General features: G+C 71.1%; 21 protein-coding genes. 9 read left to right on the top strand and 12 right to left on the bottom strand.

Going from position 1 to position 24,442, the window contains the following annotated elements; translation table 11 throughout:
• Together EJC51_RS38140 and EJC51_RS38145 are read right to left on the bottom strand one after the other, a co-directional pair.
• Positions 1-642 carry a DedA family protein gene (locus EJC51_RS38140; RefSeq protein WP_244363036.1) on the bottom strand — a complete coding sequence of 214 codons (642 nt, stop codon included), beginning with the start codon at positions 640-642 and terminating at the stop codon, positions 1-3.
• Positions 639-1,412: an MBL fold metallo-hydrolase gene (locus tag EJC51_RS38145; protein ID WP_126275229.1), complete on the bottom strand. Its 774-nt coding sequence runs from the start codon at positions 1,410-1,412 to the stop codon at positions 639-641. Before EJC51_RS38145 ends, EJC51_RS38140 begins: the two co-directional genes overlap by 4 nt.
• Before the next feature lie 83 nt (positions 1,413-1,495).
• Here EJC51_RS38145 and EJC51_RS38150 point away from each other — a divergent pair, with 83 nt between their 5' ends.
• The 4 genes from EJC51_RS38150 (at position 1,496) to dnaK (ending at position 6,597) form a co-directional block, all read left to right on the top strand.
• Entirely contained in the window at positions 1,496-1,897 is a 402-nt protein-coding gene (locus EJC51_RS38150) for a hypothetical protein (RefSeq protein ID WP_126275230.1), read from the top strand.
• Positions 1,898-1,984: 87 nt separating this feature from the next.
• The gene (locus EJC51_RS38155) at positions 1,985-4,060 is read left to right on the top strand and encodes a phage holin family protein (protein ID WP_126275231.1); all 2,076 of its coding nucleotides are present in this window, start codon (positions 1,985-1,987) and stop codon (positions 4,058-4,060) included.
• 76 nt (positions 4,061-4,136) lie between these two features.
• Entirely contained in the window at positions 4,137-4,565 is a 429-nt protein-coding gene (locus EJC51_RS38160; RefSeq protein ID WP_059195267.1) for an OsmC family protein, read from the top strand.
• Positions 4,566-4,731: 166 nt separating this feature from the next.
• On the top strand, positions 4,732-6,597 hold the full coding sequence (gene dnaK / locus EJC51_RS38165) for a molecular chaperone DnaK (protein WP_126275232.1): 1,866 nt from the start codon (positions 4,732-4,734) through the stop codon (positions 6,595-6,597).
• A 3-nt stretch (positions 6,598-6,600) separates the two neighbouring features.
• Here dnaK and narI read toward each other — a convergent pair whose 3' ends face one another.
• The 6 genes from narI to EJC51_RS38195 all read right to left on the bottom strand — a co-directional run bounded on the left by narI (position 6,601) and on the right by EJC51_RS38195 (position 14,930).
• Positions 6,601-7,323 carry a respiratory nitrate reductase subunit gamma gene (narI, locus tag EJC51_RS38170; RefSeq protein ID WP_126275233.1) on the bottom strand — a complete coding sequence of 241 codons (723 nt, stop codon included), beginning with the start codon at positions 7,321-7,323 and terminating at the stop codon, positions 6,601-6,603.
• Entirely contained in the window at positions 7,323-7,811 is a 489-nt protein-coding gene (gene narJ / locus EJC51_RS38175; protein ID WP_126275234.1) for a nitrate reductase molybdenum cofactor assembly chaperone, read from the bottom strand. Before narJ ends, narI begins: the two co-directional genes overlap by 1 nt.
• A complete protein-coding gene (gene narH, locus EJC51_RS38180; RefSeq protein WP_126275235.1) occupies positions 7,811-9,409 on the bottom strand; it encodes a nitrate reductase subunit beta in 1,599 nt (532 codons plus the stop codon). The genes narJ and narH overlap by 1 nt, the downstream gene beginning before the upstream one ends.
• A gap of 34 nt (positions 9,410-9,443) precedes the next feature.
• The gene (locus EJC51_RS38185) at positions 9,444-13,127 is read right to left on the bottom strand and encodes a nitrate reductase subunit alpha (RefSeq protein WP_126275236.1); all 3,684 of its coding nucleotides are present in this window, start codon (positions 13,125-13,127) and stop codon (positions 9,444-9,446) included.
• A gap of 93 nt (positions 13,128-13,220) precedes the next feature.
• Positions 13,221-14,036 carry an SAM-dependent methyltransferase gene (locus tag EJC51_RS38190; RefSeq protein ID WP_126275237.1) on the bottom strand — a complete coding sequence of 272 codons (816 nt, stop codon included), beginning with the start codon at positions 14,034-14,036 and terminating at the stop codon, positions 13,221-13,223.
• A gap of 30 nt (positions 14,037-14,066) precedes the next feature.
• Positions 14,067-14,930, bottom strand: coding sequence for a helix-turn-helix domain-containing protein (locus EJC51_RS38195; RefSeq protein WP_126275238.1), 864 nt, complete (start codon positions 14,928-14,930; stop codon positions 14,067-14,069).
• Positions 14,931-15,247: 317 nt separating this feature from the next.
• Between EJC51_RS38195 and EJC51_RS38200 the strand changes: the two genes are divergently transcribed.
• Positions 15,248-15,673, top strand: coding sequence for a hypothetical protein (locus tag EJC51_RS38200; protein WP_126275239.1), 426 nt, complete (start codon positions 15,248-15,250; stop codon positions 15,671-15,673).
• On the opposite strand, the gene EJC51_RS38205 is transcribed toward EJC51_RS38200, so the two are convergent.
• Positions 15,655-16,458 (bottom strand): helix-turn-helix domain-containing protein, encoded by an 804-nt coding sequence (locus EJC51_RS38205; RefSeq protein WP_126275240.1) that lies wholly within the window; start codon positions 16,456-16,458, stop codon positions 15,655-15,657. The two genes, EJC51_RS38200 and EJC51_RS38205, sit on opposite strands and share 19 nt — an antisense overlap.
• 154 nt (positions 16,459-16,612) lie before the next feature.
• Between EJC51_RS38205 and EJC51_RS38210 the strand changes: the two genes are divergently transcribed.
• Positions 16,613-16,918 carry a 4a-hydroxytetrahydrobiopterin dehydratase gene (locus EJC51_RS38210; protein WP_126275241.1) on the top strand — a complete coding sequence of 102 codons (306 nt, stop codon included), beginning with the start codon at positions 16,613-16,615 and terminating at the stop codon, positions 16,916-16,918.
• 4 nt (positions 16,919-16,922) lie between these two features.
• The gene (locus tag EJC51_RS38215; protein ID WP_126275242.1) at positions 16,923-17,666 is read left to right on the top strand and encodes a class I SAM-dependent methyltransferase; all 744 of its coding nucleotides are present in this window, start codon (positions 16,923-16,925) and stop codon (positions 17,664-17,666) included.
• Here EJC51_RS38215 and EJC51_RS38220 read toward each other — a convergent pair.
• Both EJC51_RS38220 and EJC51_RS38225 read right to left on the bottom strand, forming a co-directional pair.
• Entirely contained in the window at positions 17,650-18,111 is a 462-nt protein-coding gene (locus EJC51_RS38220) for a hypothetical protein (RefSeq protein WP_126275243.1), read from the bottom strand. The two genes, EJC51_RS38215 and EJC51_RS38220, sit on opposite strands and share 17 nt — an antisense overlap.
• Complete coding sequence (locus EJC51_RS38225; protein ID WP_126275244.1) at positions 18,108-18,587, bottom strand: hypothetical protein; 480 nt, start codon at positions 18,585-18,587, stop codon at positions 18,108-18,110. Before EJC51_RS38225 ends, EJC51_RS38220 begins: the two co-directional genes overlap by 4 nt.
• 40 nt (positions 18,588-18,627) lie before the next feature.
• On the opposite strand from EJC51_RS38225, the gene EJC51_RS38230 reads away from it, so the two are divergent.
• Both EJC51_RS38230 and EJC51_RS38235 read left to right on the top strand, forming a co-directional pair.
• Positions 18,628-19,560, top strand: a complete 933-nt coding sequence (locus EJC51_RS38230) for a helix-turn-helix transcriptional regulator (protein ID WP_126275245.1) — start codon at positions 18,628-18,630, stop codon at positions 19,558-19,560.
• 70 nt (positions 19,561-19,630) lie between these two features.
• A complete protein-coding gene (locus EJC51_RS38235; protein ID WP_126275246.1) occupies positions 19,631-21,529 on the top strand; it encodes a rhamnogalacturonan lyase in 1,899 nt (632 codons plus the stop codon).
• A gap of 60 nt (positions 21,530-21,589) precedes the next feature.
• On the opposite strand, the gene EJC51_RS38240 is transcribed toward EJC51_RS38235, so the two are convergent.
• On the bottom strand, positions 21,590-24,244 hold the full coding sequence (locus tag EJC51_RS38240; RefSeq protein WP_126275247.1) for a cellulose binding domain-containing protein: 2,655 nt from the start codon (positions 24,242-24,244) through the stop codon (positions 21,590-21,592).
• Between the last annotated feature and the right edge of the window lie 198 nt (positions 24,245-24,442).

The following is a 24,442-nucleotide window of genomic DNA, read 5'->3' on the forward strand; positions in this document are numbered from 1 at the left end:
TCAGGCCTTGGCCTTCGTCGCCGTCCCGCGCACCCGGCGCCACACGCTCGGCGCCACGCTGACCGCGACCGTGAGCACGATCGCCGCCACCACACCCTCCCAGGGCTCGTCGAACAGCGACCCGCCCAGAATCCCGATCAACTGGTACGTCACCGCCCACGCCAGGCACGCCGGCAGATTGCCCCGCGCGAACCTCCGCAGCGGCCACTTCGCCATCAGACAGGCCAGCATCACCGGGATCCGCCCCGCCGGCACCATCCGGGACAGCACCAGCACCGCCACCCCGTGCTCGGCCAGCTTCTCCTGCGCCTGCGTCAGCCGGTCCTCCGGCGCCCGGGACCGGATCGCCTCCAGCCACCGCGACCCGTTCTTCGACCGCATCCCGCGCCGCCCCAGCCAGTACAGCGCGATGTCCCCGAGGAACGCCGCCAGCGAGGCGGTCACGAAGACCAACGCCAGCGCGAACGGCGCCGTCTGATGGAACGCCACCACGGCCGCCGAACTCACCAGCGCCCCCGTCGGCACCACCGGTACCAGCGCCCCGATCAGCACCAGCAGGAACAGCGACGGATACCCGAGCGCCTGCTGCGTCGACTCGGGCGGCACCGTCCTGACGGCCGCCGCCAGCCATGTCCCGGTCAACGGGCCACCTCCGGGCGCACGCTCTCCCCGTGCTCCAGCAGATGCACCGCCACACCGGGCGCACGCTCGGCGGCGAGCCGCACGAACTCGGCGCCGGGGGCATGGAACTCATGGGGGCGTACGGCGTCCATCCCGATCGGCCAGTAGGTGCCGTAGTGCACCGGCACCGCGCTGACCGGGTCAAGACGGGCCAGCGCCTCCGCGGCGCGCCCCGCGTCCAGGTGCCCCTCACCGAGGTACGGTCCCCAGCCGCCCACCGGCAGCAACGCCACGTCGACCGGCCCGACCTCCTTGGCCATGTCGTCGAACAGGCCGGTGTCCCCGGCGAAGTAGGTCCGCGCCTCGCCCTCGACGACATAGCCGAGCGCGGGGGAGCGATGCGGTCCCACGGGCAGCCGCCGCCCGTCGTGCCGGGCCGGGACCGTGCGGACGACCACGTCGCCGATCACCGTCTCGTCGCCCGGCGCCACCTCGGTGACCTGGAGATGGGTGAGCCGGCGGAGCCCGGGGACCGCACGGGGTGCGCCCCGGGGCACGAGCAGGCGCGTGCCCGGGGCCAGTCGCTCCAACGACGGAATGTGCAGATGATCGGAGTGCAGATGGGAGACGAGCGCCACGTCCGCGCGCCAGGCGCCGGGCGGCGGCACCGCGCCTCGACGGCGGCGCAGATGGGCAAGACGACGGGCGAACAGAGGGTCGGTCAGCACACGGACGTCCGAGTCCTGGAGCGTGCAGGTGGCGTGCCCCCACCAGGTGATCTCCACCGGCACCTCTTTGCCTCCTTCGCGCGACTCCCCGAAGCCTACGGGCAGGAGTAGGGTCGGCGGCGAAACCCGGAGGTGAGGGGGACGCCATGGGACCGGTCCGCGTCACGGCGATCGCGAGTCTGACGCCGCTGGAGGAGCTGGAGGCCGACCCCTTCCTGGTGGACTCCCGCAGCCAGCACGCCATGTGTGCCCGCTGGGCCGCCGAGCGCGGCTACATCGTCAGCCGGGAACTCCTCGTCCGAGGCCTGCGCCCCGACCACTGCGTGCTCTGGGACGGGGTCCGCCCCGGGACCGACCTGTTCGTCGCGCCCAGCCGCCGGGTCCTGGACAGCGCCCTGTCCTCCACCGAGGAGTTCCTCGCCGAGTGCGCCCGCCGCGGGGTGCGCGTGGAGACGGTGGGGTCGGCGGAACCGTCGTACGACGCCCAGATGAAGGCCAGCATCCACCGCCGGCTGTCGATGCCGACGGCCGGGTACGACGGCCGGTAGCCGCCCCACCGGGACTCCGGGGAACCTCCGTCCGTTGTGACAGGGTGGGTACAGGCCCGCACCGACGACGGGCCGGGGACGTGAGGTGTGCGGGGCGTGCGAGGCGGGCGTTGGCGGCGGGTCGCCAGTCAGGCGGGGCGGAGCGTCGCGGTGTGGGCGGTCTCCACGATCACCATGCTCGTCCTCGCCGGCATCCTGCCGGACTTCCAGCTCAGGTCCGCGGACGGCGACAGCGCCACCGACATCGCCGTCACCGCGGCTCTCGGCGCGGGTGCCTTCGGTGTCCTGTCGGCGCTGGTCTGGCCGCTCCTCGTACGCCTCCTGCTGCTCGTGCCCGCCCTGGTGCTCGGGCTGCTGGTCTTCGTCCTCAACGGCTTCCTGCTCCTGCTGGCGCTGCGGCTGAACCCGACCGAGCGGGGCGCGGCCGCGTGGGAGACCGCGGTCGTGGTCGCCGCCGTGATGTCGGCCGTCGCCTCCGCGACCGGCGCCGCCCTGGCCGTGCGGGACGACGACGCCTACCGGCGCCGCCTCTACCGGCTCGCCGACCGCCGCCGCCGAGGCGGCCCCGCCGCCCCGTCCGCCCCGGGGGTGGTCTTCCTCCAGCTGGACGGCGTCGGGTACGACGTCCTGCGGGTCGCCGTCGGTACGGGCGTCATGCCGACCCTCGCCCGCTGGCTCGACGGCGGCACCCACCGGCTCACCCCGTGGCGCACCGACTGGTCCAGCCAGACCGGCGCCAGCCAGCTCGGCATCCTGCACGGCAGCAACGAGGACGTGCCGGCCTTCCGCTGGTACGAGAAGGACAGCCGGGAGGTGATGGTCTGCAACCGCCCCACCAGCGCCGCCGAACTCCAGCGCCGGGCGGTCGAACGCACCGGTGACGACGGGCTGCTCGGCGTCGACGGGGCCAGCCGCGGGAACCTCTTCAGCGGCGGCGCCGACGAGCAGGCGCTCGTGCTGTCCATCGCCACCCGCCGCCGCAGCCGCGAGACCCGGTCCCGCGCGGGCTACTTCGCCTACTTCTCCGACCCGGCCAACGCCGTGCGCACCGCCCTGTCCTTCGTCGCGGAAGTGGGGCGGGAGATCGGCCAGTCGACCCGGGGCCGCGTCCACCGGGTCCGCCCGCGCGTGAGACGCGGCGGGCTCTACCCCTTCATCCGCGCCTTCGCGACCGTCGTCGAACGGGACGTCGTGGTCGCCGCGGTGATGGGCGACATGCTCGCCGGCCGCACCGCCGTCTACGCCGACCTGGTCGCCTACGACGAGGTCGCCCACCACTCCGGGCCGACGAGCCGGGACGCCGAGAAGGTCCTCGAACGCCTCGACCGCTCCCTGGCGTTGATCGAGAACGTCGCCGAACACGCCCCCCGCCCGTACCGGATCGTCGTCCTGTCCGACCACGGCCAGAGCCCTGGCGAGACCTTCCGGGCCCGCTACGGCCTCACCCTCGGCGACCTGGTGCGGGCCGGCTGCGGACTGCCCGTGCCGCGCAAGGCGCAGCGCACCCACAGCGGCGCCGAGGCCCGCGCGGCCGTCCGCGCCGCCCTGCGCCGGCCGGTCGAGGAGGGCCGCGAGCAGCACCGCCCCGCGCGCCGCAGCTCGGAGCCGCTCGTGCTGGCGTCCGGGAACCTCGGGCTGGTCTCCTTCCCGGACGTGCCGCACCGGATGAGCAAGGAGGAGATCGACGCCCGCCACCCGGCGCTGCTGACGACGCTCGCCAACCATCCCGGCATCGGCTTCCTCCTCGTGCGCAGCGAGGAGCACGGCGGGGTGGTGCTCGGGCCGTTCGGCACCGAGATCCCGGTCGACCAACTGGACGAGAATCCGGGCCCGTTGGCCGCCTTCGGGCCGGGTGCCGCCGACGCCGTACGCCGCACGCACGGCTTCGCGCACACCGCCGACATCATGGTCAACTCCTGGTACGACCCGGGCGAGGGCGAGGTGCTCGCGTTCGAGGAGCAGATCGGCTCGCACGGCGGGCTCGGCGGGGCGCAGGGACGGCCGTTCCTGCTGTCGCCGGTGGCCCTCTCCGCACCGGTCGCCGACGCGGAGGAACTCGTCGGCGCCGAACACGTCCACCGCGTCCTGCGCCGGTGGCTGGACGAGTCGGGCGGCCCCCAGGTGCCGTTGCCGGAACGCCAGGACGAACAGCGGGCGGCTTAGGCGGGTGCGGTGCGCCCGAATGTGATCGGATGAGACCCGGAACCCCTACATGGGCCCATGTCTGAAAGGAAGAACCGTGGCTACCACGCGCTCCGCACACACCGTCTGGGAAGGCAACCTGCTCGAGGGCAACGGAGTCGTCTCCTTCGACTCCTCCGGCGCCATCGCCCAGCAGCCGGTGACGTGGGCTTCCCGCGCCCAGGAGGCGAACGGCAAGACCAGCCCCGAAGAGCTGATCGCGGCCGCCCACTCCAGCTGCTTCTCCATGGCGTTCTCGCACGCCCTCGCGGGAGCCGGCACCCCGCCCACCAAGCTCACCACCTCCGCCGACGTCACCTTCCAGCCGGGCGAGGGCATCACCGGCATCCACCTCACCGTCGAGGGCACCGTCCCCGGCATCGACCAGGACGCCTTCGTCGCCGCGGCCGAGGAGGCCAAGGTGAACTGCCCGGTCAGCCAGGCCCTCAAGGCCGTGCCGATCACCCTGTCGGCGAAGCTGGCCTGACAGCCGTACGTTCCCGGATGCCGCGTCCCCCTCGGGGGCGCGGCATCCGCCGTTTCGGGGTACCCGGATTCCGGCGCAGGCGGCTTTCGGGGTACGCGGCATTGACAACAGCCCACTCAAGTTTTGTGCTGGAGTCCGGGAAGTGCCCTGGCGGAAGGGGACAGCGATGGGACGCGCGGTCGGGATCGATCTGGGGACCACGAACTCCGTGGTGGCCGTCCTGGAGGGCGGCGACCCCACGGTCGTCGCCAATGCGGAGGGGGCCAGGACCACACCGTCGGTCGTGGCCTTCGCCAAGAACGGGGAAGTGCTCGTCGGAGAGGTCGCCAAACGGCAGGCCGTGACGAACGTGGAGCGGACGGCCCGGTCCGTGAAGCGGTACATGGGGGACGGCGGCTGGCGCTTCCCGGAGCAGGGGTCCGTCGACGGCACCCGCTACCGGGCCCAGGAACTGTCGGCGCGGGTGCTTCAGAAGCTGAAGCGGGACGCCGAGTCCTACCTCGGCGAGGACGTCACCGACGCGGTGATCACCGTCCCGGCGTACTTCGACGACACCCAGCGGCAGGCCACCAAGGAGGCCGGGGAGATCGCGGGCCTGAAGGTGCTGCGGATCATCAACGAGCCGACGGCCGCCGCCCTCGCCTACGGCCTGGACCGGGGCGAGGAGCAGACCGTCCTCGTCTTCGACCTCGGCGGCGGCACCTTCGACGTGTCGCTCCTGGAGATCGGCGACGGCGTCATCGAGGTCAAGGCCACCAACGGCGACACCCATCTCGGCGGCGACGACTGGGACCAGCGGATCGTCGAGCACCTGGTGAAGAAGTTCCAGGGGCAGTACGGCATCGACCTCGGCAAGGACAAGATGGCGCTGCAACGCCTGCGCGAGGGCGCCGAGAAGGCCAAGATCGAGCTGTCCAGCTCGTCGGAGACCACGATCAACCTCCCCTACATCACCGCCTCCGCCGAAGGCCCGCTGCACCTCGACGAGAAACTGACGCGCGCTCAGTTCCAGGAGCTCACCGCCGACTTGCTCGACCGCTGCAAGACCCCCTTCCACCAGGCCGTCAAGGACGCCGGCATCAAGCTCGCCGCGGTCGACCACGTCATCCTCGTCGGCGGTTCCACCCGGATGCCCGCCGTCACCGACCTCGTCAAGGAACTCACCGGCAAGGACCCGCACAAGGGCGTCAACCCGGACGAGGTCGTCGCCCTCGGCGCCGCGCTCCAGGCGGGCGTCGTCCGCGGTGACGTGAAGGACGTCCTCCTCCTCGACGTCACCCCGCTGTCCCTGGGCATCGAGACCAAGGGCGGCATCATGACCAAGCTCATCGAGCGCAACACCACGATCCCCACCCGGCGTTCGGAGATCTTCACCACCGCCACCGACAACCAGCCCTCGGTCGGCATCCAGGTCTACCAGGGCGAACGCGAGATCGCCGCCTACAACAAGAAGCTCGGCGTCTTCGACCTCACCGGCCTGCCGCCCGCGCCGCGCGGTGTCCCGCAGATCGAGGTCGCCTTCGACATCGACGCCAACGGGATCATGCACGTCTCCGCGAAGGACCTCGCGACCGGCCGCGAGCAGAAGATGACCGTCACCGGCGGCTCGGCCCTCCCCAAGGACGACATCGACCGCATGATGCGGGACGCCGAGCAGTACGCGGAGGAGGACCGCAAACGCCGGGAGGCCGCCGAGACCCGCAACCAGGCCGAGCAACTCGTCTACCAGACCGAGAAGTTCCTCCGCGAGAACGACGAACGCGTCCCCGCCGAGACCAAGGCGGAGGTGGAGGCGGCGATCGCGGAGCTGAAGACGCTCCTGGAGCAGAACGCCGACACCACGGCCCTGCGCAACGGCGTCGAGAACCTGGCCACCGTCAGCCAGCGGGTGGGCCAGGCGATGTACGCGCAGGCCCAGCAGCCGGAGCCGCACGCCACCGAACAGCAGACCACCACGTCCCCCGACGAGGAGGGCGTGGTGGACGCGGAGATCGTCGACGACGACAAGGAGCAGAAGGGCGGGGCCGCCTGAGCCCTATGACCCCGTCTTCTCCCAGCCCCGCCGCTCCGGACGCGGCCCCAGCTGTCTGGGGTCGCGGCTGCGGTACACGATGTACGGCCGGAACAGGTACCGCACCGGCGCGCTGAACATATGGACCAGCCTGCTGTACGGCACGAACGCGATCAGGGCCATCCCGATCACCGCGTGGACCTGGTACAGCACCGGTACCCCGTGCATGCGGTCGATGTCCGGCTGGAGGGTGAACAGGCTGCGGGCCCAAGGGGCGACGGACTCACGGTAGTTGTAGCCGTCGCCGGAGGCGTGGGTGAGTTTGGCGATCATGCCCAGCGCGATCGCGCCGAGCAGTACCAGGTACATGAGCTTGTCGTTGGCGGTGGTCGCGCGGAAGACGGGGGCCCGCGTCCGACGGCGGTAGACGAGCAGCAGGATCCCGGCGACGGTGAGGACACCGGCCGCGGTGCCGCCGTAGAGCGAGAACAGGTGGTACGTGTGCTCGCTGATCCCGACCTTGTCGGTCCACGACATCGGGATGAACAGCCCCACGACGTGCCCGGCCAGCACGAAGAGGATGCCGTAGTGGAAGGCCGGGGAGGCGATGTCGAGCAGCTTCGACTCGTAGACCTGTGAACTGCGCGTCGTCCAGCCGAACTTGTCGTAGCGGTAGCGCCAGACGAGTCCGGCGACGAGCAGGGCGATGGCGACGTACGGCAGCACGCCCCAGAGGAGTGTGGTCATCAGCGCACCCCGGTGCGGGTCGGCAGTATGGCGCATACGGCGTCCAGGACGGACGCGTACGGGGTCCCGAAGGCGGTGAGCCGGGAGCGCAACTGCTCCAGGCCGTCCCGGTGCTCGGTGAGCAGGTCGGTGTTTCCGGTGCGGGACGCGAACTCCAGCACCGCGGGCAGGAAGTCGGGCAGCTCCTCGCCGGTGAATTCGAGACCGGCGGCCCGGTAGACGTCCTTGAAGCGGACCAGCGACATGCCGCGCCGCCGGGTGTCCCCGTCCTGCCACCAACTCAGGTACAGGCTGTGCCGGTTCTTGAAGTCGAAGACCTGGACGTAGTGCGCGGCCAGTTCCTGCGCCGGGGTCACCGCCGCGTGGTCCGTGAACTCCCGCAGCTGCGGGGCCGCTTCGCGCAGCAGCGGCAGCCGGGCGCGGAAGTCGTCGTCGGGGTACGTCAGACAGAGCGCTGCTGCCTGGTACAGCACGGCGTACGACGGCATCAGACCTCCTCGGCGTCGGCGGGGTCGTCGGACGTCTGGCGGCGGCGCAGTCCGTGGAAGTTCTCCACGGACACCACCGGCAGCAGCTTGCGCTGCCCGGAGTCCTGGCCGAACGGCCCGTCGCCGCCCATGCCGGGCCCGCCCTCGTACTCGAGGCTGCACCCCTCCGGCAGCGCCGACTCCTCCAGACGGCGGGCGTCGCCCACGGCGGCGGTCGGGATGACGTACCGGTCCTCGTACTTGGCGATCGCCAGCAGCCGGTACATCTCCTCGATCTCGGCGGGCTTCATGCCCACCGCCTCGGTGACGGCGGGGTCGGGGTCCTCGCCGAGGTTGATGGCGCGCATGTGGGCGCGCATCGCGGCGAGCTTCTCCAGGGACGCCCGCACGGGCGCGGTGTCGCCCGCGGTGAAGACCTCGGCGAGGTACTCCAGCGGGATGCGGAGCGTGTCGATCGCGCCGAAGAGGTTGCCCGCGTCCTCACCGTCGTGCCCGGTCTCCGTCAGCGCGTCCACGACCGGCGACAGCGGCGGGATGTACCAGACCATCGGCATCGTGCGGTACTCGGGATGCAGCGGCAGGGCGACCTTGTACTTGCTGATCAGCGCGCGCACGGGGGAGCGGCGGGCCGCCTCCATCCAGTCGTACGGGATCCCCGCCGCCTCGGCCGCCCGCTGCACCGCGGGATCGTCCGGGTCGAGGAAGACTCCCAACTGGGCCTCGTACAGGCCCTGTTCGTCGGGTGTGGAGGCCGCGGCCGTCACCTTGTCGGCGTCGTAGAGGATCACGCCGAGATAGCGCAGACGGCCCACGCAGGTCTCCGAGCAGACCGTCGGCAGCCCCACCTCGACGCGCGGGTAGCAGAGCGTGCACTTCTCGGCCTTGCCGGTGCGGTGGTTGAAGTAGACCTTCTTGTAGGGGCAGCCGGTCACGCACATCCGCCAGCCCCGGCAGTGGTCCTGGTCGACCAGGACGATGCCGTCCTCCGCCCTCTTGTACATCGCGCCGGACGGGCACGAGGCGACGCAGGACGGGTTGAGGCAGTGCTCGCAGATGCGCGGCAGATAGAACATGAAGGTCTGCTCGAACTCGAACTTCACCTTCTCCGCTGCCTGTTGCCGGGTGCGCTCGACCATCGGGTCGAGGTCGCCGTAGGCGGGGGCGCCCGCGAGGTTGTCGTCCCAGTTCGACGACCACTCGATCTTCATCGGCTTGCCGTCGATCTGCGACACCGGCCGGGCCACCGGGAAGTCGTCGCCGAGCGGGGCGTCGGTGAGGTTCTTGTAGTCGTAGGTCCAGGGCTCGTAGTAGTCCTTGATCTCCGGGAGCCTGGGGTTGGAGAAGATGCCGAGGAGCTTGTGGAAGCGGCCGCCCGCCTTGAGCTTCAGCGCGCCCCGTCTGTTGAGCTCCCAGCCGCCGCGCCACTTCTCCTGGTCCTCGTAGCGGCGTGGATAGCCCTGCCCGGGGCGGGTCTCGACGTTGTTGAACCAGACGTACTCCATGCCCTGCCGGTTGGTCCACGCTTGCTTGCAGGTCACCGAGCAGGTGTGGCAGCCGATGCACTTGTCGAGGTTCATGACCATCGCGATCTGAGCCATGCAGCGTCCAATAGTGACTTCGTCACGGGGCATGTCAGTACTCGACCTCCTGGCTGCGGCGGCGGATGACCGTCACCTCGTCGCGCTGGTTGCCCGTGGGGCCCAGGTAGTTGAACGCCCAGCTCAACTGGGCGTAGCCGCCGATGAGATGGGACGGCTTGAGGATCAGCCGGGTCAGCGAGTTGTGGATGCCGCCGCGCTTGCCGGTGGCCTCCGTCGTCGGCACGTTGACCGTGCGCTCCTGCGCGTGGTGCATGTAGACCGTGCCGGCCGGCATCCGGTGCGAGACGATCGCGCGGGCCACGACCACGCCGTTGCGGTTGACGGCCTCGATCCAGTCGTCGTCCTCGACGCCGATGGCGTCGGCGTCCTGCGGGGACATCCAGATGGACTGGCCGCCGCGGGAGAGGGCGAGCATGAACAGGTTGTCCTGGTACTCGGAGTGGATGGACCACTTGTTGTGCGGGGTGAGGTAACGGACCGTCACCTCACGCTGTCCGTCCGGGCCCAGCTGTGGTTCGCCGAACAGCCTGTTCATGTCGAGGGGCGGCCGGTAGACCGGGAGCGCCTCGCCCAGCTCGTGGATCCAGTCGTGGTCGAGGAAGAAGTGCTGGCGGCCGGTGAGGGTGTGCCAGGGCTTGAGGTGCTCGGTGTTGAGCGTGAACGCCGTGTACCTGCGGCCACCGGACTCGCTGCCCGACCACTCCGGTGAGGTGATGACCGGGACGGGCGCCGCCTGGGTGTCGGCGTACGTGATCCGCTTGCCCTCGTGCTCGGCGGCCAGGTGGGCCATCTCCTGCCCGGTGCGCGCCTCCAGGGTGTGGAAACCCTGGGTGGCGAGGCGGCCGTTGGTGGTGCCGGACAGGGCGAGGATGGTGTTCGCGGCCTTCACGGCGGTGTCGATCGAGGGACGGCCCGCGTAGCCGGTGCCGTTCAACTCGGCCAGGTGCCGGACCTCTTCGTCCGGTTCGAGGGCGATGCCCTTGCAGGGCAGGCCCAGTTGCTCGACCAGCGGGCCGAGGGCCCGGAACTTGGCGCCGATCATCGTGTAGTCCCGCTCGACGACCGTCAGGTTCGGCATCGTCTTCCCGGGTACCGGGTCGCACTCGCCGCGTTTCCAGTCCAGGACCACCCCGCCGGGCTGGGCGGTCTCGCCCGGGGTGTCGTGCTGCAACGGCGACGCCACCAGGTCCTTGCGGGTGCCCAGATGCAGGACCGCCATCTCGCTGAGCCGGTCGGCCAGCGCCCTGAAGGTGTCGAAGTCGGTGCGGGCCTGCCAGGGCGGGTCCACGGCCGGGGTGAAGGAGTGCACGTAGGGGTGCATGTCGGTGGACGACAGGTCGTGCTTCTCGTACCAGGTCGCCGCCGGCAGGACGACGTCCGACAGCAGCGTCGACGAGGTCTGCCGGAAGTCCAGCGACAGCAGCAGGTCGAGCTTGCCCTCGGGGGCTTCGTCCCGCCAGGTCACGTCCCGGGGGCGTTCGTGCGGCTCGGCCTCCTGGGCGCTCAACGACGAGTGCGTGCCCAGCAGATGCCGGGTGAAGTACTCGGCGCCCTTCGCCGACGAGCCGAGCAGGTTGGCCCGCCACAGCGTCAGCACGCGCGGCCAGTTCTCCGGGGCGTCCGGGTCCTCGCAGGCGAAGTTGAGGGTGCCCGCGCGGAGTTCGGCCACCGCCTTCGCCACCGGGTCGCCGAACGCCTCGCCCAGCTCCAGGGGGTTGCGGTCGAAGGTCGGGTACGACGGCATCCAGCCCGAACGCGCCGACAGGGCGAGGCAGTCGGCGCCCGTCATGCCCTTGAACCGCCCCTCGCCGAGCGGCGACGACAGCACGTCGGCGGTGAAGTGGTCGTAGCGCCACTGATCGGTGTTGAGGAACCAGTACGCCGTCCCGATCATCTGCCGCGGTGGCCGCGACCAGTCCGACGCGGCGGCCAGCGTCGCCCAGCCGGTGACCGGGCGGCACTTCTCCTGGCCGACGTAGTGCGCCCAGCCGCCGCCGTTGCGGCCCTGGCAGCCGGTGAGCTGGAGCAGGGCCAGGAAGGCGCGGTAGATGGTCTCGGAGTGGAACCAGTGGTTGGTGCCCGCGCCCATCAGGATCATGCAGCGGCCCTTGGAGCGCTCGGCGGTCCGCGCGAACTCCCGGGCGATCTTGACGCACTTGGCGGCGGGAACGGACGTGTGCACCTCCTGCCAGGCCGGGGTGCCGGGCGCCTCGGCGTCCTCGTAGGAGGCGGGCCAACTGCCCGGCAGATCGGGGCGCTCGATGCCGTACTGGGCGAGCAGCAGGTCGTACACGGTCGTCACCAGCGGACCGTCCGGACCACCGAGCCGGGTGGCCGGTACACCACGGCGTACGACGTCGCCGCGGCCCTGGCCGTGCTCGCCGCCCTCGGTGTCGAAGCGGGGGAGCAGGACCTCGACGCCGCTCGCGATGTTCTGGCCGTGCAGGGTCAACGTCGGTTCGATCGGGCCGAGTTCGAGGTTCCAGCGGCCCTTGCCCGACTCGGTCCAGCGGAAGCCCAGGGAGCCGTTCGGAACGACCGCGCGGCCGCTCGCCGCGTCCAGTACGACCGTCTTCCACTCCGCGCCCTCGCCCTCCTGGCCGAGATCGGTGGCGCGCAGGAACTTCGCGGGGACGAGCGCGCCGTCCTTCTCGGTGAGGGTGACCAGGAACGGCAGGTCGGTGAACCGCTTGACGTAGTCCGTGAAGAACGGTGTCTCACGGTCGACGAAGAACTCCTTGAGGACGACGTGCCCCATCGCCAGGGCCAGCGCCCCGTCCGTGCCGGGGTGCGGGTGCAGCCACTCGTCGGCGAACTTGGCGTTGTCCGCGTAGTCCGGGGCGACCACGACCACCTTCTGGCCCCGATAGCGGGCCTCCGCCATCCAGTGCGCGTCCGGGGTGCGGGTCACCGGGACGTTCGAGCCCCACATCATCAGATACGCGGCGTCCCACCAGTCGCCCGACTCCGGGACGTCCGTCTGGTCGCCGAAGACCTGCGGGGAGGCGACGGGAAGGTCGGCGTACCAGTCGTAGAACGACAGCATGGGCGCGCCGATCAGCGAATGGAAGCGCGCTCCGGCCGCGTGCGACACCATCGACATCGCCGGGATGGGCGAGAAGCCGGCGATGCGGTCGGGGCCGTACGTCTTGATCGTGTGGACGTGTGCCGCGGCGACGATCTCGACCGCCTCGTCCCAGGTCGCCCGGACCAGGCCGCCCTTGCCGCGGGCCTGCTGGTAGCGGCGGCGGCGCTCGGGGTCGTTCTGGATGTCCGCCCAGGCCAGCACCGGGTCGCCGGTCCTCGCGAGCGCCTCGCGGTACAGGTCCAGCAGGACCCCGCGGACGTACGGGTAGCGCACCCGGGTGGGGGAGTACGTGTACCAGGAGAACGCGGCGCCCCGGGGGCAGCCGCGCGGCTCGTACTCGGGGCGGTCCGGGCCGACGCTCGGGTAGTCGGTCTGCTGGGTCTCCCAGGTGATGATGCCGTCCTTGACATACACCTTCCACCGGCAGGAACCCGTGCAGTTCACCCCGTGGGTGGAGTTCACGACCTTGTCGTGGCTCCACCGGTCCCGGTAGAAGGCGTCCGCCTCGCGCCCGCCGCTCAGCTCGATGCTGTGCAGGTCCGGTGCGGGCACGCCGGGCCGGAAGAAACGCCCGGCCTTCAGCAGCGCCGCACCCGGCTCGGTGGGCGGTGTCTGGGTGTCGGTCACATGCGCTCCCTTGCTTGCCCGTGCTTTCGAAGCTAGGGGCGAGGGCGGGAACGCACCTGTTCACGGCACCCGTACGGGTACGCGTACGACGGGTCAGGGCTTGCGGGCGACCCCCGCGTAGACCGGTACGACGCCTTCGGCCTGAGCCTCGACGTCGACGGGCTCCGGACGCCAGCCGGTCACCGGGATCACGCCCGGGCCGAGCAGCTCCAGACCGGAAAAGAAGCGCGAGAACTCGGGCAGCGAGCGCGGGTGGAACGGCGTACCGCTCGCCCGGAAGTGCTCGGCGGCCTTCCCGACGGCCTCCGGGCTCAGGTCGGGGGTGACCTGGGAGAGGATCACGTAGCTGCCGGGGGCGAGCTCGGCGGTGTACCGCTCCAGCAGGCCGTACACGTCGTCGCCGTCCGGGTCCTCGCCGAGGTAGTGGGTGAGCGCCACCAGGGACAGGGCGACGGGCCGCGAGAAGTCCAGGGTGTCCGCGGCCAGGCGCAGGATGGTGTCCGGGTCGCGGACATCGGCGTGCACGTAGTTCGTGGCGCCCTCGGCGGTGCTGTGCAGGAGGGCCTGGGCGTGGCGCAGGACGATCGGGTCGTTGTCGACGTACACGACGCGCGCGTCCGGGGCGACCTCCTGGGCGACCTGGTGGAGGTTCGGTTCGGTCGGGATGCCGGTGCCGATGTCGAGGAACTGGCGGATGCCCGCCTCGGCGGCCGTCCGGACCGCCCGGTGCATGAACCGGCGGTTGGCGCGCGCCCCGCGCACCACCGTGCCGTCCGAGGCGAGGATCCGGCGGGCCAGCTCCTCGTCCACCGGGTAGTTGTCCTTGCCGCCGAGCCACCAGTCGTACACGCGGGCCGGATGCGGCCGGGTGGTGTCGAGGATGGTGGGCGCGGCTTCCGGTCCGGTCATGCGGCGGTGTCTCCTCGGTGCTCGAAGGGCTCAATAGGTGGCGCGACGTTCCCTGAGGATCTTCTTGGTGCGCTCGGCCGACGCGGCGCGCGCCGTCATGTGGTCCAGGACCTCCAGATGCAGGGAGACCTCCTTGCGGGAGTCCAGATACAGGGCGCCGGTCAGGTACTCGGTGAACGCCATGTCGGGCAGTTCGGGCTCGGCGAAGCGGAAGAGGGAGAAGGGGGCGTACGTCCCCGGGTGCGGGCCCGCGGCGAACTCGGCTATCTGCAGCGTGATCCGGTCGCGCTCGGCGAACTCCAGCAGCTTGTCCAGCTGCTCCCGCATGACCTCGCCGCCGTGGCCGACCGGCCGGGCCAGCACCGTCTCGTCCATGATCACCCACAGGTGGGGCGGGTCGGGGCGCTCCAGGAGCTGCTGGCGGGTCATCCGCAGGGCCACATGCCGCTCGACGGTGTCCGGGCCGGCCTGCGCGATCGTCCCCGCCTCCATCACGGCACGCGCGTACGCCTCGGTCTGGAGCAGGCCCGGCACGAAGTGCGGCTCGTAGGAGCGGATGATGCGGGCCGCGCCCTCCAGGCTCACGTACAGGCTGAACCAGTCCGGCAGCACGTCGTGGAACCGCTGCCACCAGCCCGGCTGGTTCGCCTCCTCGGCCAGCGCGACGAACGCGTCCGTCTCCTCCTCGGAGACGCCGTACGTCGACAACAGCAGCTGCACGTAGGGGATCTTCAGGGCGACCTCGGCCATCTCCATGCGCCGCACGGTCGCCGGAGCCACGCGCAGGACCTTCGCGGCCTCCTCGCGCTTCAGCCCGGCCGCCTCCCGCAGCTCCTGGAGCCGCTTGCCGAGCACCACCTGACCCACCGTGGGCGCAGGCCGCCGCTCACTCACGCCACGCCTCCCCTACGCGCCGAAGTATCCGGGGCAGTGTGTCATGTTCCGCTGTCAGTCTCACGTGATCGGAGGTGAGGCGCTCGCCACGCGGGGCGGTGGGGGCGCCGGTCCGCGCGCGGGCGAGCGCTCGCCACGCGAGGCGGTGAAAGGCGCCGGCCGGCGCGTGGGCGACGCAATTACCCCGCGTGTAATCGACCGTTCAGGGCGGGCGCGGGAGGGTGGAGTCACCGGGTTCCGGGGCGGCGCACTCCGGTCCGGAACCCGGGTTCCCCTCTCCCGTGTCGCGCACCTACCTCGACGGAGGCTGATTCGCCATGTCCGCAGCCCAGTTGTCCGCCCTCGCCCGCACCTCCGACCCGCACACCGCGCTGCGCCGCTTCCTCGCCCTGGACACGCTGGTCACGGGCGCGAACGGCCTCGCCTACCTCGCCGCGTCCGGACCGCTCGGCCGGTTCCTCGGCGTCGGGTCGACACTTCTGCTCGAACTCGGCGCGTTCCTGGTGCTGTACGCGGCCGGTGTCGCATGGCTCGCCTCGCGTCCCCGTCCGGCCGCACTGCCGGTCCGTGCCGTCGTCGAGGCCAACCTCGCCTGGGCGGTCCTGAGTTGTGTCGCGTTGGCGCTGTGGCTCTCGCCGAGCACCGCGGGTGCGGTGTGGACCGTCCTCCAGGCCCTCACCGTCGCCGGGTTCGCCGCACTCCAGTACGCCGCCCTGAGGGCGCGTCAGGAGACGAACCCCTGAAGGTACTTGACCGTCGCCGGGTCGGCCGGGAGGAACGTCTCGATGGCCAGCTCGGCGACGGTCACGTCCATGGGGGTGTTGAAGGTGGAGATGGACGAGACGAACGACAGCACCCGGCCCTCGTGCTCGATCCGCATCGGCAGCGCGAAGTACGCGGGCGCCTCCGGCTCCTCGCCGTCGTCGTCCTCGTGGGCGAGCGGATACGCCGCCACCTCCTCGTACAGCGCCCGCAGCGGCTCCGAGCGGCGCAGGGCGATCTGCCGCTCCATCTGTTCCAGGAGATGCCCGCGCCAGGCCCGCAGGTTGCGGATGCGGGGCGCCATGCCCTCCGGGTGCAGGGTCAGCCGCATGGCGTTGAGCGGGGGTGCGAGCAACGACTCCGGGATGTCGTCGAGCAGCATCAGGATGCCGCGGTTGGCGGCGACCACGTTGTACATGGCGTCCAACACCAGTGCCGGGTACGGCTCGTAGCCCTGGATGAGCCGCTCGATGCCGTCCCGCAGGGCGTCGAGCTCGGGGGCGGCCAGCGGGGTCTCCGAGTAGTGCGGGGCGTAACCGGCCGCCAGCAGCAGCGCGTTGCGCTCCCGGACCGGCACGTCCAGATGCTCCGCCAGCCGCAGCACCATCTCCTCGCTCGGCCGCGAACGCCCCGTCTCGATGAAGCTGATGTGCCGCGCGGAGGAGTCGGCCCGCAACGCCAGCTCCAGCTGACTGACCCGGCGCTGCTCCCGCCAGGCCCGCAGCAGCGGGCCCACGGCCCGGTCGTCGGCAGTGGTGGTGGTCATAGGACGACCGTAGACGAAGCCGGGGGACGCCCGCGAAGAGAAATCCGACGTGACCGGAGGGCGGAGCCCCTTCTGACCAGGACTTCCGCGGTCCGCCTGTGGCACGCTGAGAGAACACCCCCACCGCACCCGCAGTCCAGGAAGGAGCGGCGACATGGCCGTGGAACCGCTGTCGCAGAAGGAGATCGAGGACCGGCTCGCGGAACTGCCGGGTTGGTCGGCCGACGGTGACCGCCTCACCTGTTCCTACCGGCTGCCCTCGCACTTCGCGGCCACCGCGATGGTCGTCCACATCGCCCAGGTCCAGGAGGAGCTCGACCACCACTCCGACCTCACCCTCGGTTACAACACGGTCGCCCTGAGCGTGAACACCCACAGTGTCGGCGGCGCCGTCACCGAGAAGGACTTCGAGCTGGCCCAGCGGGTGGCGGCGCTCGCCCCCGGGCACGGAGCCCAGTGACGGCGTGCTGGACTACGACAAGGAAGCCGACGCCTACGACGCCACCCGCGGCGGTGAACCCCGCGCCGCCGCGGCCGCCGACGCGGTGCTCGGCCTGGTCCCGCCGGACGCCCGCCGCCTCCTCGACGTGGCCTGCGGCACCGGCATCGTCACCCGCCGGTTCGCGACCGCGCGGCCCGCGCTGCGGGTGACGGGCGCCGACCTGACGTACGGCATGGCCCGGATGGCCGCGGTGCGGCTGCCCGGCGCGATCGTGCTCGGTGACAGCCGCCGACTGCCGTTCCCCGACGGGGTGTTCGACGCGGTGACGAGCGTGTGGCTGCTGCACCTCATCCACGACCCGGACGACGCCCGCAGCATCGTCGCCGAGTGCGCCCGGGTGCTGCGGCCCGGCGGCGTGTACGTCACCACCGTCGACAAGGCCGCCGCGCACGACGTCGGCAGCGACATCGACGCGGTCCTCGCCCCGCGCCCGCGCCGGCCCGCCCCGGACGCCGCGCGCCGCGTGGAGTCGTACGCCGCCGCGCAGGGCCTGGTCGCCGCCGGGCGGGCCCGTTTCACCGGCCTCGGGCAGGGCCGCAGCCCCCGGCGGACCGCCGCCGACCTGCGGCGCGGCTGGTTCACCATGCTGCCGCCCGGCGACCCGCGCACCGAGGAACTCGCCGTACGCCTTCAGGCCCTGCCCGACCAGGACCGGCCGCGCGCCGACCCCGTCTTCTCGCTGCGGGCGTTCAGGAAGCCCGGGTGAACTCCATGACCCAGTTGGTCAGCCAGGTCTCCCCGCCGTCGAGCGAGAACGCCTGCTCCCAGCGGGCGCCGGTGTCGGAGACGCCGGACCAGACGAACCGCACCCGTACGTCCTTGCCGTCGTGCCTGTCGTCGCCGTAGAACTCCCCGCGTCCCTCGGTGAATCGACCGACGACCGGCGGGAACAGCGTGCCGGTGCGGCTGGACGCCCAGTTGAGCGACCACAGCCGGCTCTCCCGGTCGAACAGCCGCAGGGTCGCCCCCTTGGCGGCCAGGTGCGGCATGTCGATCTCGTCGACGTTCGCGGCGCCGTCGAACAGCGGCCAACAGCGGCTGGTGGCGGGGAACTCCTCCCAGTCGCTGTCCGGGTCGAGGAAGCCGGTGCGGCGGCGGTTGAGCACCTGCCAGTCGCCGTGGAGGAAGTCGAAGTCGTGCGGGCTGCTCATGAGCGGTCTCCTGTGGTTCCTGCGGGCAGCGAGTCGGCCAAGTAGGCGTCAAGGTCCGGGACTTCGGGTGCGAGCAGGTGCCGTACCCAGGCGTCCCGTTCGTGCAGGATCGGCGGCAGCTCCCAGACGCAGCCGATCCAGGGCAGTTCGGGTTTGACGAAGTGGGTCGGATCGGTGTCCGGGCACCGCAGCGCCGGCTGCCCGGCCGCGGCGCCCCGGAAGTGGAGCACGTTGTCCCAGACCCAGCTGTAGGCGTTGAGATAGGCGCCGGAGTCCTCGCCCCGGTGCAGCACGACGAAGGTCGCGGGCGGCGTGCCGTCCGGCTCCGGCAGCAGCTCCGGGAGGATCTCGTACGCCGCCTTCTCGACGTCGGGCGCGATGCCGGACGGGTCGGTGGTGACGTGGTAGCGCTTGATGTGCCGGCCTGCGACCTCGATGGGCGGCGGCACGGTCAGCAGTTTCTCGGTGAAGCTCATGGGAGGGACGGTAGGGCGACTTCCCTGACATCCTATGTCAGTGAAGTCCAGCCGACTCGTCTCGATCCTCCTGCTGCTCCAGACCCGGGGCCGGATGACCGCCGCCCAGCTCGCCGAGGAGCTGGAGGTCTCGGTGCGCACGGTGTACCGGGACGTGGAGGCGCTGGGCGCGGCCGGTGTCCCGCTGTACGGCGACGCGGGTCACGCCGGTGGCTACCGCCTCCTCGACGGCTACCGCACCCGGCTGACCGGCCTGACCGCCGACGAGGCGGAGGCCCTCTTCCTGGCGGGCGCCCCCGGTCCGGCCGCCGAGCTGGGGCTGGGGTCGGTGCTGGCGGCCGCCCAGCTGAAGGTGCGGGCCGCGCTGCCGGCGGAGCTGCGTGCTCATGCCGACCGGATCAGCGGGCGGTTCCACCTGGACGCGCCCGGCTGGTACGCGCGGGCCGACGAGGCGCCGTACCTGCCCGCGGTGGCCGACGCGGTCTGGAACGGGCGGGTGCTGCACGTGCGGTACCGCCGCTGGGCCCGGCCGACGGATGTGGAGCGGCGCCTTGAGCCGTACGGGCTGGTGTTGAAGGCGGGCCGTTGGTACGTGGTCGCGGGACCGGGGCCGCGCACGTTCCGCGTCGACCAGATCCTCGAACTCGCCACCTCCGACGAGGAGTTCAGCCGCCCCGACGACTTCGACCTGCCCGCGTACTGGAGCGCGTACCAGCGTGATTTCCATGAACGCCTGTACCGGGAGGAGGCGTTGGTCCGGCTGGCGCCGGGGGTGACGCACGCGAGGGCGACGTCGTACGGGCCGGTGGACGGCGACGGCTGGAGGCAGGCCACGGTGCCGATCGAGTCGATGGACCGCGCGCTCGGTGAGTTCCTGTCGATGGGTGCCGGCATCGAGGTGCTGGAGCCGCCGGAGCTGCGCGAGCGACTCGACGCGACGGCAAGGGAGTTGGCGGCGCGATACGCCGGATGAGCGGCAACCTTCCGGTGCCGGGCGGCGACGCAGGAAGGAAACCCGTCCGTCCTCTCAGGAGGTACGTCTCGTGCAGCACCCGCACCCGCACCCTCATGCGCAGTCCGACAGGCACCGCAGACGAAGGGCCGTACTCCCCGCGCTGGGCGTCGCCGCGGCGCTCGTCGCCGCCGGGCTCACCCAACTCGCCGCCCCGGGAACGGCGCAGGCGGCGACCGCCCGGCAGGTCGAGAAGCTCGACCGGGGCGTCGTCAGCGTCCACACCGACGCCGGGAACCTGGTCAGCTGGCGCTGGCTCGGCACCGACCCGGGCGACGTCTCCTTCAACGTCTACCGGGCCGGTACGAAGGTCAACTCCACGCCGATCACCGGCTCGACGAACTACTTCCACTCCGGCGCACCCGCCCAGGCCGACTACACGGTCCGCGCGATCGTCGGCGGCGTGGAGCAGGCGGACTCGGTCCACGCGATCCAGTTCCGCAGCGGCTACAAGGACGTCCCGATCAGCCCACCGGCAGGGGGCACCACCCCCGACGGCGTCGCCTACACCTACGAGGCCAACGACGCGTCCGTCGCCGACCTCGACGGCGACGGCGCACTGGACTTCGTCCTCAAGTGGCAGCCCACGAACGCCAAGGACAACTCCCAGTCCGGCTACACCGGCAACACGATCCTCGACGGGATCAAGCTCGACGGCACCAGGCTGTGGCGCATCGACCTCGGCCGCAACATCCGCTCCGGCGCCCACTACACGCAGTTCCAGGCGTACGACTACGACGGCGACGGCAAGGCCGAGGTCGCCATGAAGACGGCGGACGGCACGGTCGACGGCACGGGCGCGGTGATCGGCAGCTCCTCCGCCGACCACCGCAACTCCAGCGGCTATGTCCTGTCCGGCCCCGAGTACCTGACGATGTTCAACGGCCAGACGGGCAAGGCCATGGGGACGGTGGACTACGTCCCGGCGCGCGGGACGGTGTCGTCCTGGGGCGACTCGTACGGCAACCGCGTGGACCGCTTCCTCGCCGGCACGGCCTACCTGGACGGCGCCCGCCCCTCCCTGATCATGGCCCGCGGCTACTACACCCGTACGGTCATCGCGGCCTGGGACTGGCGAGGCGGTGCCTTCACCCGCCGCTGGACCTTCGACACCAACTCCTCCACCAACTCCGGTAAGGGCTACGACGGTCAGGGCTCGCACAGTCTGTCCGTCGGCGACGTCGACAATGACGGCAAGGACGAGATCGTCTACGGGGCGATGGCGGTGGACGACAACGGCAACGGGCTGTGGACCACGAGGACCGGGCACGGTGACGCGCAGCACCTGGGCGACCTGGACCCCTCGCACCCGGGCCTGGAGTACTTCAAGGTCTCCGAGTCGTCCTCCCAGCCGGCGGAGCTGTACATCAACCCGGCGAACGGCACGGTCAACTGGAGCCTGGCCGCGTGCTGCGACAACGGCCGAGGCGTGGCGGGCGACATCTGGGCGGGCAACGACGGAGCCGAGGTCTGGTCGGCCGCCGACTCCTCCCTCCGCGACGAAGCGGGCGCGACGAAGGGCCGAGAACCCTCCTCCGTCAACTTCCTCTCCTGGTGGGACGGCGACACCACCCGCGAACTCCTCGACGGCACCCACATCGACAAGTACGGCACCACGTCCGACACCCGCCTCCTGACCGCCGCCTCCGTCCACTCCAACAACGGCACCAAGGCGACCCCGTCCCTCTCCGGCGACCTCTTCGGCGACTGGCGCGAGGAGGCCGTCTGGCCGACGACGGACAACACGGCGCTGCGCATCTACTCAACCCCGTACGAAACAACGACAAAGATCACGACCCTGCTCCACGACACGATGTACCGCACGGGCCTGGCCTGGCAAAACACCGCGTACAACCAGCCTCCCCACCCGAGCTTCCTCATCGGCAACGGGATGGCGACGGCACCTCGGCCGGCGGTGTACACACCGTGATGCGCACGTAGGACGGGGCCCGCGCCGGCCAGGCGCGGGCCCCGTCCCGTCAGGGGGCGATCAACTCACCGCGCAGCTCTGGTCACCCACCTTGAACGCGGTCGGTTTGCCGTTCGTCCCCGACCAGCTTCCCGTGAAGCCGAAGCTCACCGATGAGCCTGCCGCCACGTTGGCGTTCCACGCGACGTTCTTCGCGGTCACCGCCGAACCCGACTGGGTGTAGTCGGCGTTCCAGAGCTGGCCGATGGTCTGGCCGTTGGGGAAGGTCCAGCGGAGGGACCAGCCGGTCCAGGCGCTCGTGCCCGTGTTGCTGAGCTGGACGTCCGCCTGGAAGCCGCCCGACCACTGGTTGGTGATCTTGTAGGTCACCGCGCAGGCGCCGGTGGGGGTCGGGTCCGTGCCGCCGCCACCGTTGTCTCCGCTGTTCGTGTCGCCGTAGATGACGCCTCGGCCGTTGGTCGAGAGGTAGACCCGGCCGTAGACCCTCGGGTCGCCTGTTATCGCTGCGCCCGTCCAACCCCACTGGTGTGCGTCGTCGTTGATGCGGGTCCAGGTCGAACCCTGGTCCGTGGAGCGGAAGATGCCGCGGACGCCCGCGATCTTCGCGCTGGTGTACAGGGTTTGGTACGACGCACCCGTCGCCGCCTTGCCGAAGCCGATCGCGTCGGCCTGCTCGACGTTGGCGAGCTTGGTGAACGTCGTTCCGCCGTTCGTCGAGTGCCACAGGCCGTACGCGCCGTCACTCGCGCCGCCCGCCAGCCACACGTCCCCCTTCGTGCCGGGCAGCGCCTTGAAGCGGACGCTGTCGCCGGAAGGGAGGCCGGTGGCCGAGGAGGCCGTGAAGGTGGCTCCGCCGTCCGAACTGACGTAGAACTTCCCCGACTTGAAGCCGTAGAAAGTTTTCGGGTCCACTCGGTCCGATTCCACGATCGCGCCGGCCGGGATGCCCGACGAAGCCGACCACGACGTACCGAAGCCCGTCGTGTACTGCACACCCGCACCCGTCGGACTCCACACGAAGCGGCTGCCGTCCGCCGCCGCCGCGACCGTGCCGCCGCCGCTCACGCCCGAAGGGTCGGTCCCGCCGAACCAGTTGGCGCCGTTGTCCGTCGAGAACGCGATGTGCGGGCCCGCGTCGAGGTCGCCGACCCGGACGACCGTGTTCGGGTTGGTCTCCGCGAAGTCCAGGCTGGTCGTGGTGGTGAAGTTCGGCTGGGTGTACATCATCGACGGGACCTTGGTGAGGTCCGTGTGCCGGAAGCCGCCGATGTCACCCAGCGCACTGAACAACTGCGCCCCGCCCGACGGCGGAGCGGCGAGGTCGTTGACCGCCGTCTCCTCCAGGCCCTGCACCATCGGCTTGATGGTGAACTGGCTCCCGGAGTCCCAGTTGGTGAGGTTCTCCGTGCCGTAGATCGTCGCGCCCGTCCCGTACATCATCCGGTCCGAGTTGAACGGGTCGATCTCCAGCGACTCCGTCATCCACCCCAGTTTCGGCGCCTGTTCGGGAGGCGAGGGGTTCGCGCCCCAGGTCAGCCAGGGGGAGCTGGAGACGTCCATCGTGTAGCGGTTCGAGCGGGTGGGGTAGGAGGTGTAGTCCCAGGCCCGGGTCCACGTCGCGCCGCTGTCCGTCGAGCGGAAGATCTGCGTGTCGGGCCACCAGGAGCTGTAGCCCGTCGCCATCAGCGTTCCCGGGTGCCGGCGGTCGACCGTCACACCGCTGAAGCCGTAATAGGTGTCCGCCTCCGCCACCGGGCTGATGTTCGTCCAGGTGCCCGTCGCCGTCGCGTACCGCCACAACTGGCCCTTGCCGCCGTCGTACGGGCCGCCCTTGTCGCTGTAGGCCAGATAGAGGTAGCCGTTCGTCGCGTCCAGCACGCCCTTGTGGGCCAGGTATCCCGTCGGCTGACCGGCGAGCCGCGACCAGGTCGCGCCCCCGTCCGTCGAGCGGTACACCGAGTTCTGAAGGTCGGCGACCCCGACGTAGATCGTCTGCGTCGCGCTGCCGGACGTACCCGTCTTCTCGTCGAAGGTGACCCAGACGATGCCCTGGTTGTCGCTGGCGTAGCCCGAGGTGTCACCGGCGTCCTGCACGTAGTTGCCGACGTTGGGGAAGTTGGTGACCTGCGACCAGCTCGCGCCGGAGTCCGTGGACCGCCACAGTCCCTTGCCGCTCGGCGCGCCCAGATACAGCACGCTGTTCTTGTTCGGGTCGACGGCGAGCCGCTCGCCCATGCCGCGGCCCGGCATGTTGCCGCCCAGCTTGAACGGCAGGTCCGCCTTCTGCCAGCTCGCGCCGCGGTCCGAGGAGCGCAGGACCGCGCCGTTCTTCGGGTCCCAGCTGTTGGTGTACATCCCTACGGCCGCGTACACCTTGTCCGGGTTCACCGCGTCGGAGGCCAGGCTGACCACGCCCGTGTGCCCCCAGTCGTCCCAGCCGACCGAGTCCAGCAGTGGCGTCCAGGTCCTGCTCGACTCCTGCCAGCGGTAGGCGCCACCGATGTCGGTGCGGGCGTAGGCGAGGTTCTTCTCGGAGCGGTTGAAGACGATGCCGGGGACGAAACCGCCGCCGTCGATGCGGGCGTTCTTCCAGGTGTACGTGTCCGCGGCGAGCGTCACCTGCGACGCGCTGTCGGTCGCCAGCGCGGGCGGGGTGCCCGCGAGCAGACCGGCCGCGAGAGCGAGGACGGCCGTGAGGATGCGGGTTCTTCGCACGGAGGTGTCCTTTCCGGGATGTGGGGGTGGAGGGGAGGGGGGAGGACGGAGGGGACGTGCCGGGGAGGGGAGGGTGGGGGTAAGCGCTTTCCGTGCGGTGTGAGAGGTGCCGGGCGGCCCCCAGTGCGGGAAGGGGCCACCCGGCCGGTCGGTCCCGTCGTCAGGTGACAGGACCAGGTACGCGGTGCTCCTCAGGCG

Origin of the sequence: Streptomyces aquilus (assembly GCF_003955715.1) — a bacterium.
GTDB classification, from domain to species: domain Bacteria; phylum Actinomycetota; class Actinomycetes; order Streptomycetales; family Streptomycetaceae; genus Streptomyces; species Streptomyces aquilus.

Excerpts from the sequence above, each read along its gene's own strand:
- EJC51_RS38205 (WP_126275240.1), bottom strand. The coding sequence starts at position 16,458 with ATGACCACCACCACTGCCGACGACCGGGCCGTGGGCCCGCTGCTGCGG.
- EJC51_RS38200 (WP_126275239.1), top strand. The coding sequence starts at position 15,248 with ATGTCCGCAGCCCAGTTGTCCGCCCTCGCCCGCACCTCCGACCCGCAC.
- EJC51_RS38225 (WP_126275244.1), bottom strand. The coding sequence starts at position 18,587 with ATGAGCTTCACCGAGAAACTGCTGACCGTGCCGCCGCCCATCGAGGTC.
- EJC51_RS38210 (WP_126275241.1), top strand. The coding sequence starts at position 16,613 with ATGGCCGTGGAACCGCTGTCGCAGAAGGAGATCGAGGACCGGCTCGCG.
- narI (WP_126275233.1), bottom strand. The coding sequence starts at position 7,323 with ATGACCACACTCCTCTGGGGCGTGCTGCCGTACGTCGCCATCGCCCTG.
- dnaK (WP_126275232.1), top strand. The coding sequence starts at position 4,732 with ATGGGACGCGCGGTCGGGATCGATCTGGGGACCACGAACTCCGTGGTG.
- narH (WP_126275235.1), bottom strand. The coding sequence starts at position 9,409 with ATGGCTCAGATCGCGATGGTCATGAACCTCGACAAGTGCATCGGCTGC.
- EJC51_RS38220 (WP_126275243.1), bottom strand. The coding sequence starts at position 18,111 with ATGAGCAGCCCGCACGACTTCGACTTCCTCCACGGCGACTGGCAGGTG.
- narJ (WP_126275234.1), bottom strand. The coding sequence starts at position 7,811 with ATGCCGTCGTACGCCGTGCTGTACCAGGCAGCAGCGCTCTGTCTGACG.
- EJC51_RS38150 (WP_126275230.1), top strand. The coding sequence starts at position 1,496 with ATGGGACCGGTCCGCGTCACGGCGATCGCGAGTCTGACGCCGCTGGAG.
- EJC51_RS38190 (WP_126275237.1), bottom strand. The coding sequence starts at position 14,036 with ATGACCGGACCGGAAGCCGCGCCCACCATCCTCGACACCACCCGGCCG.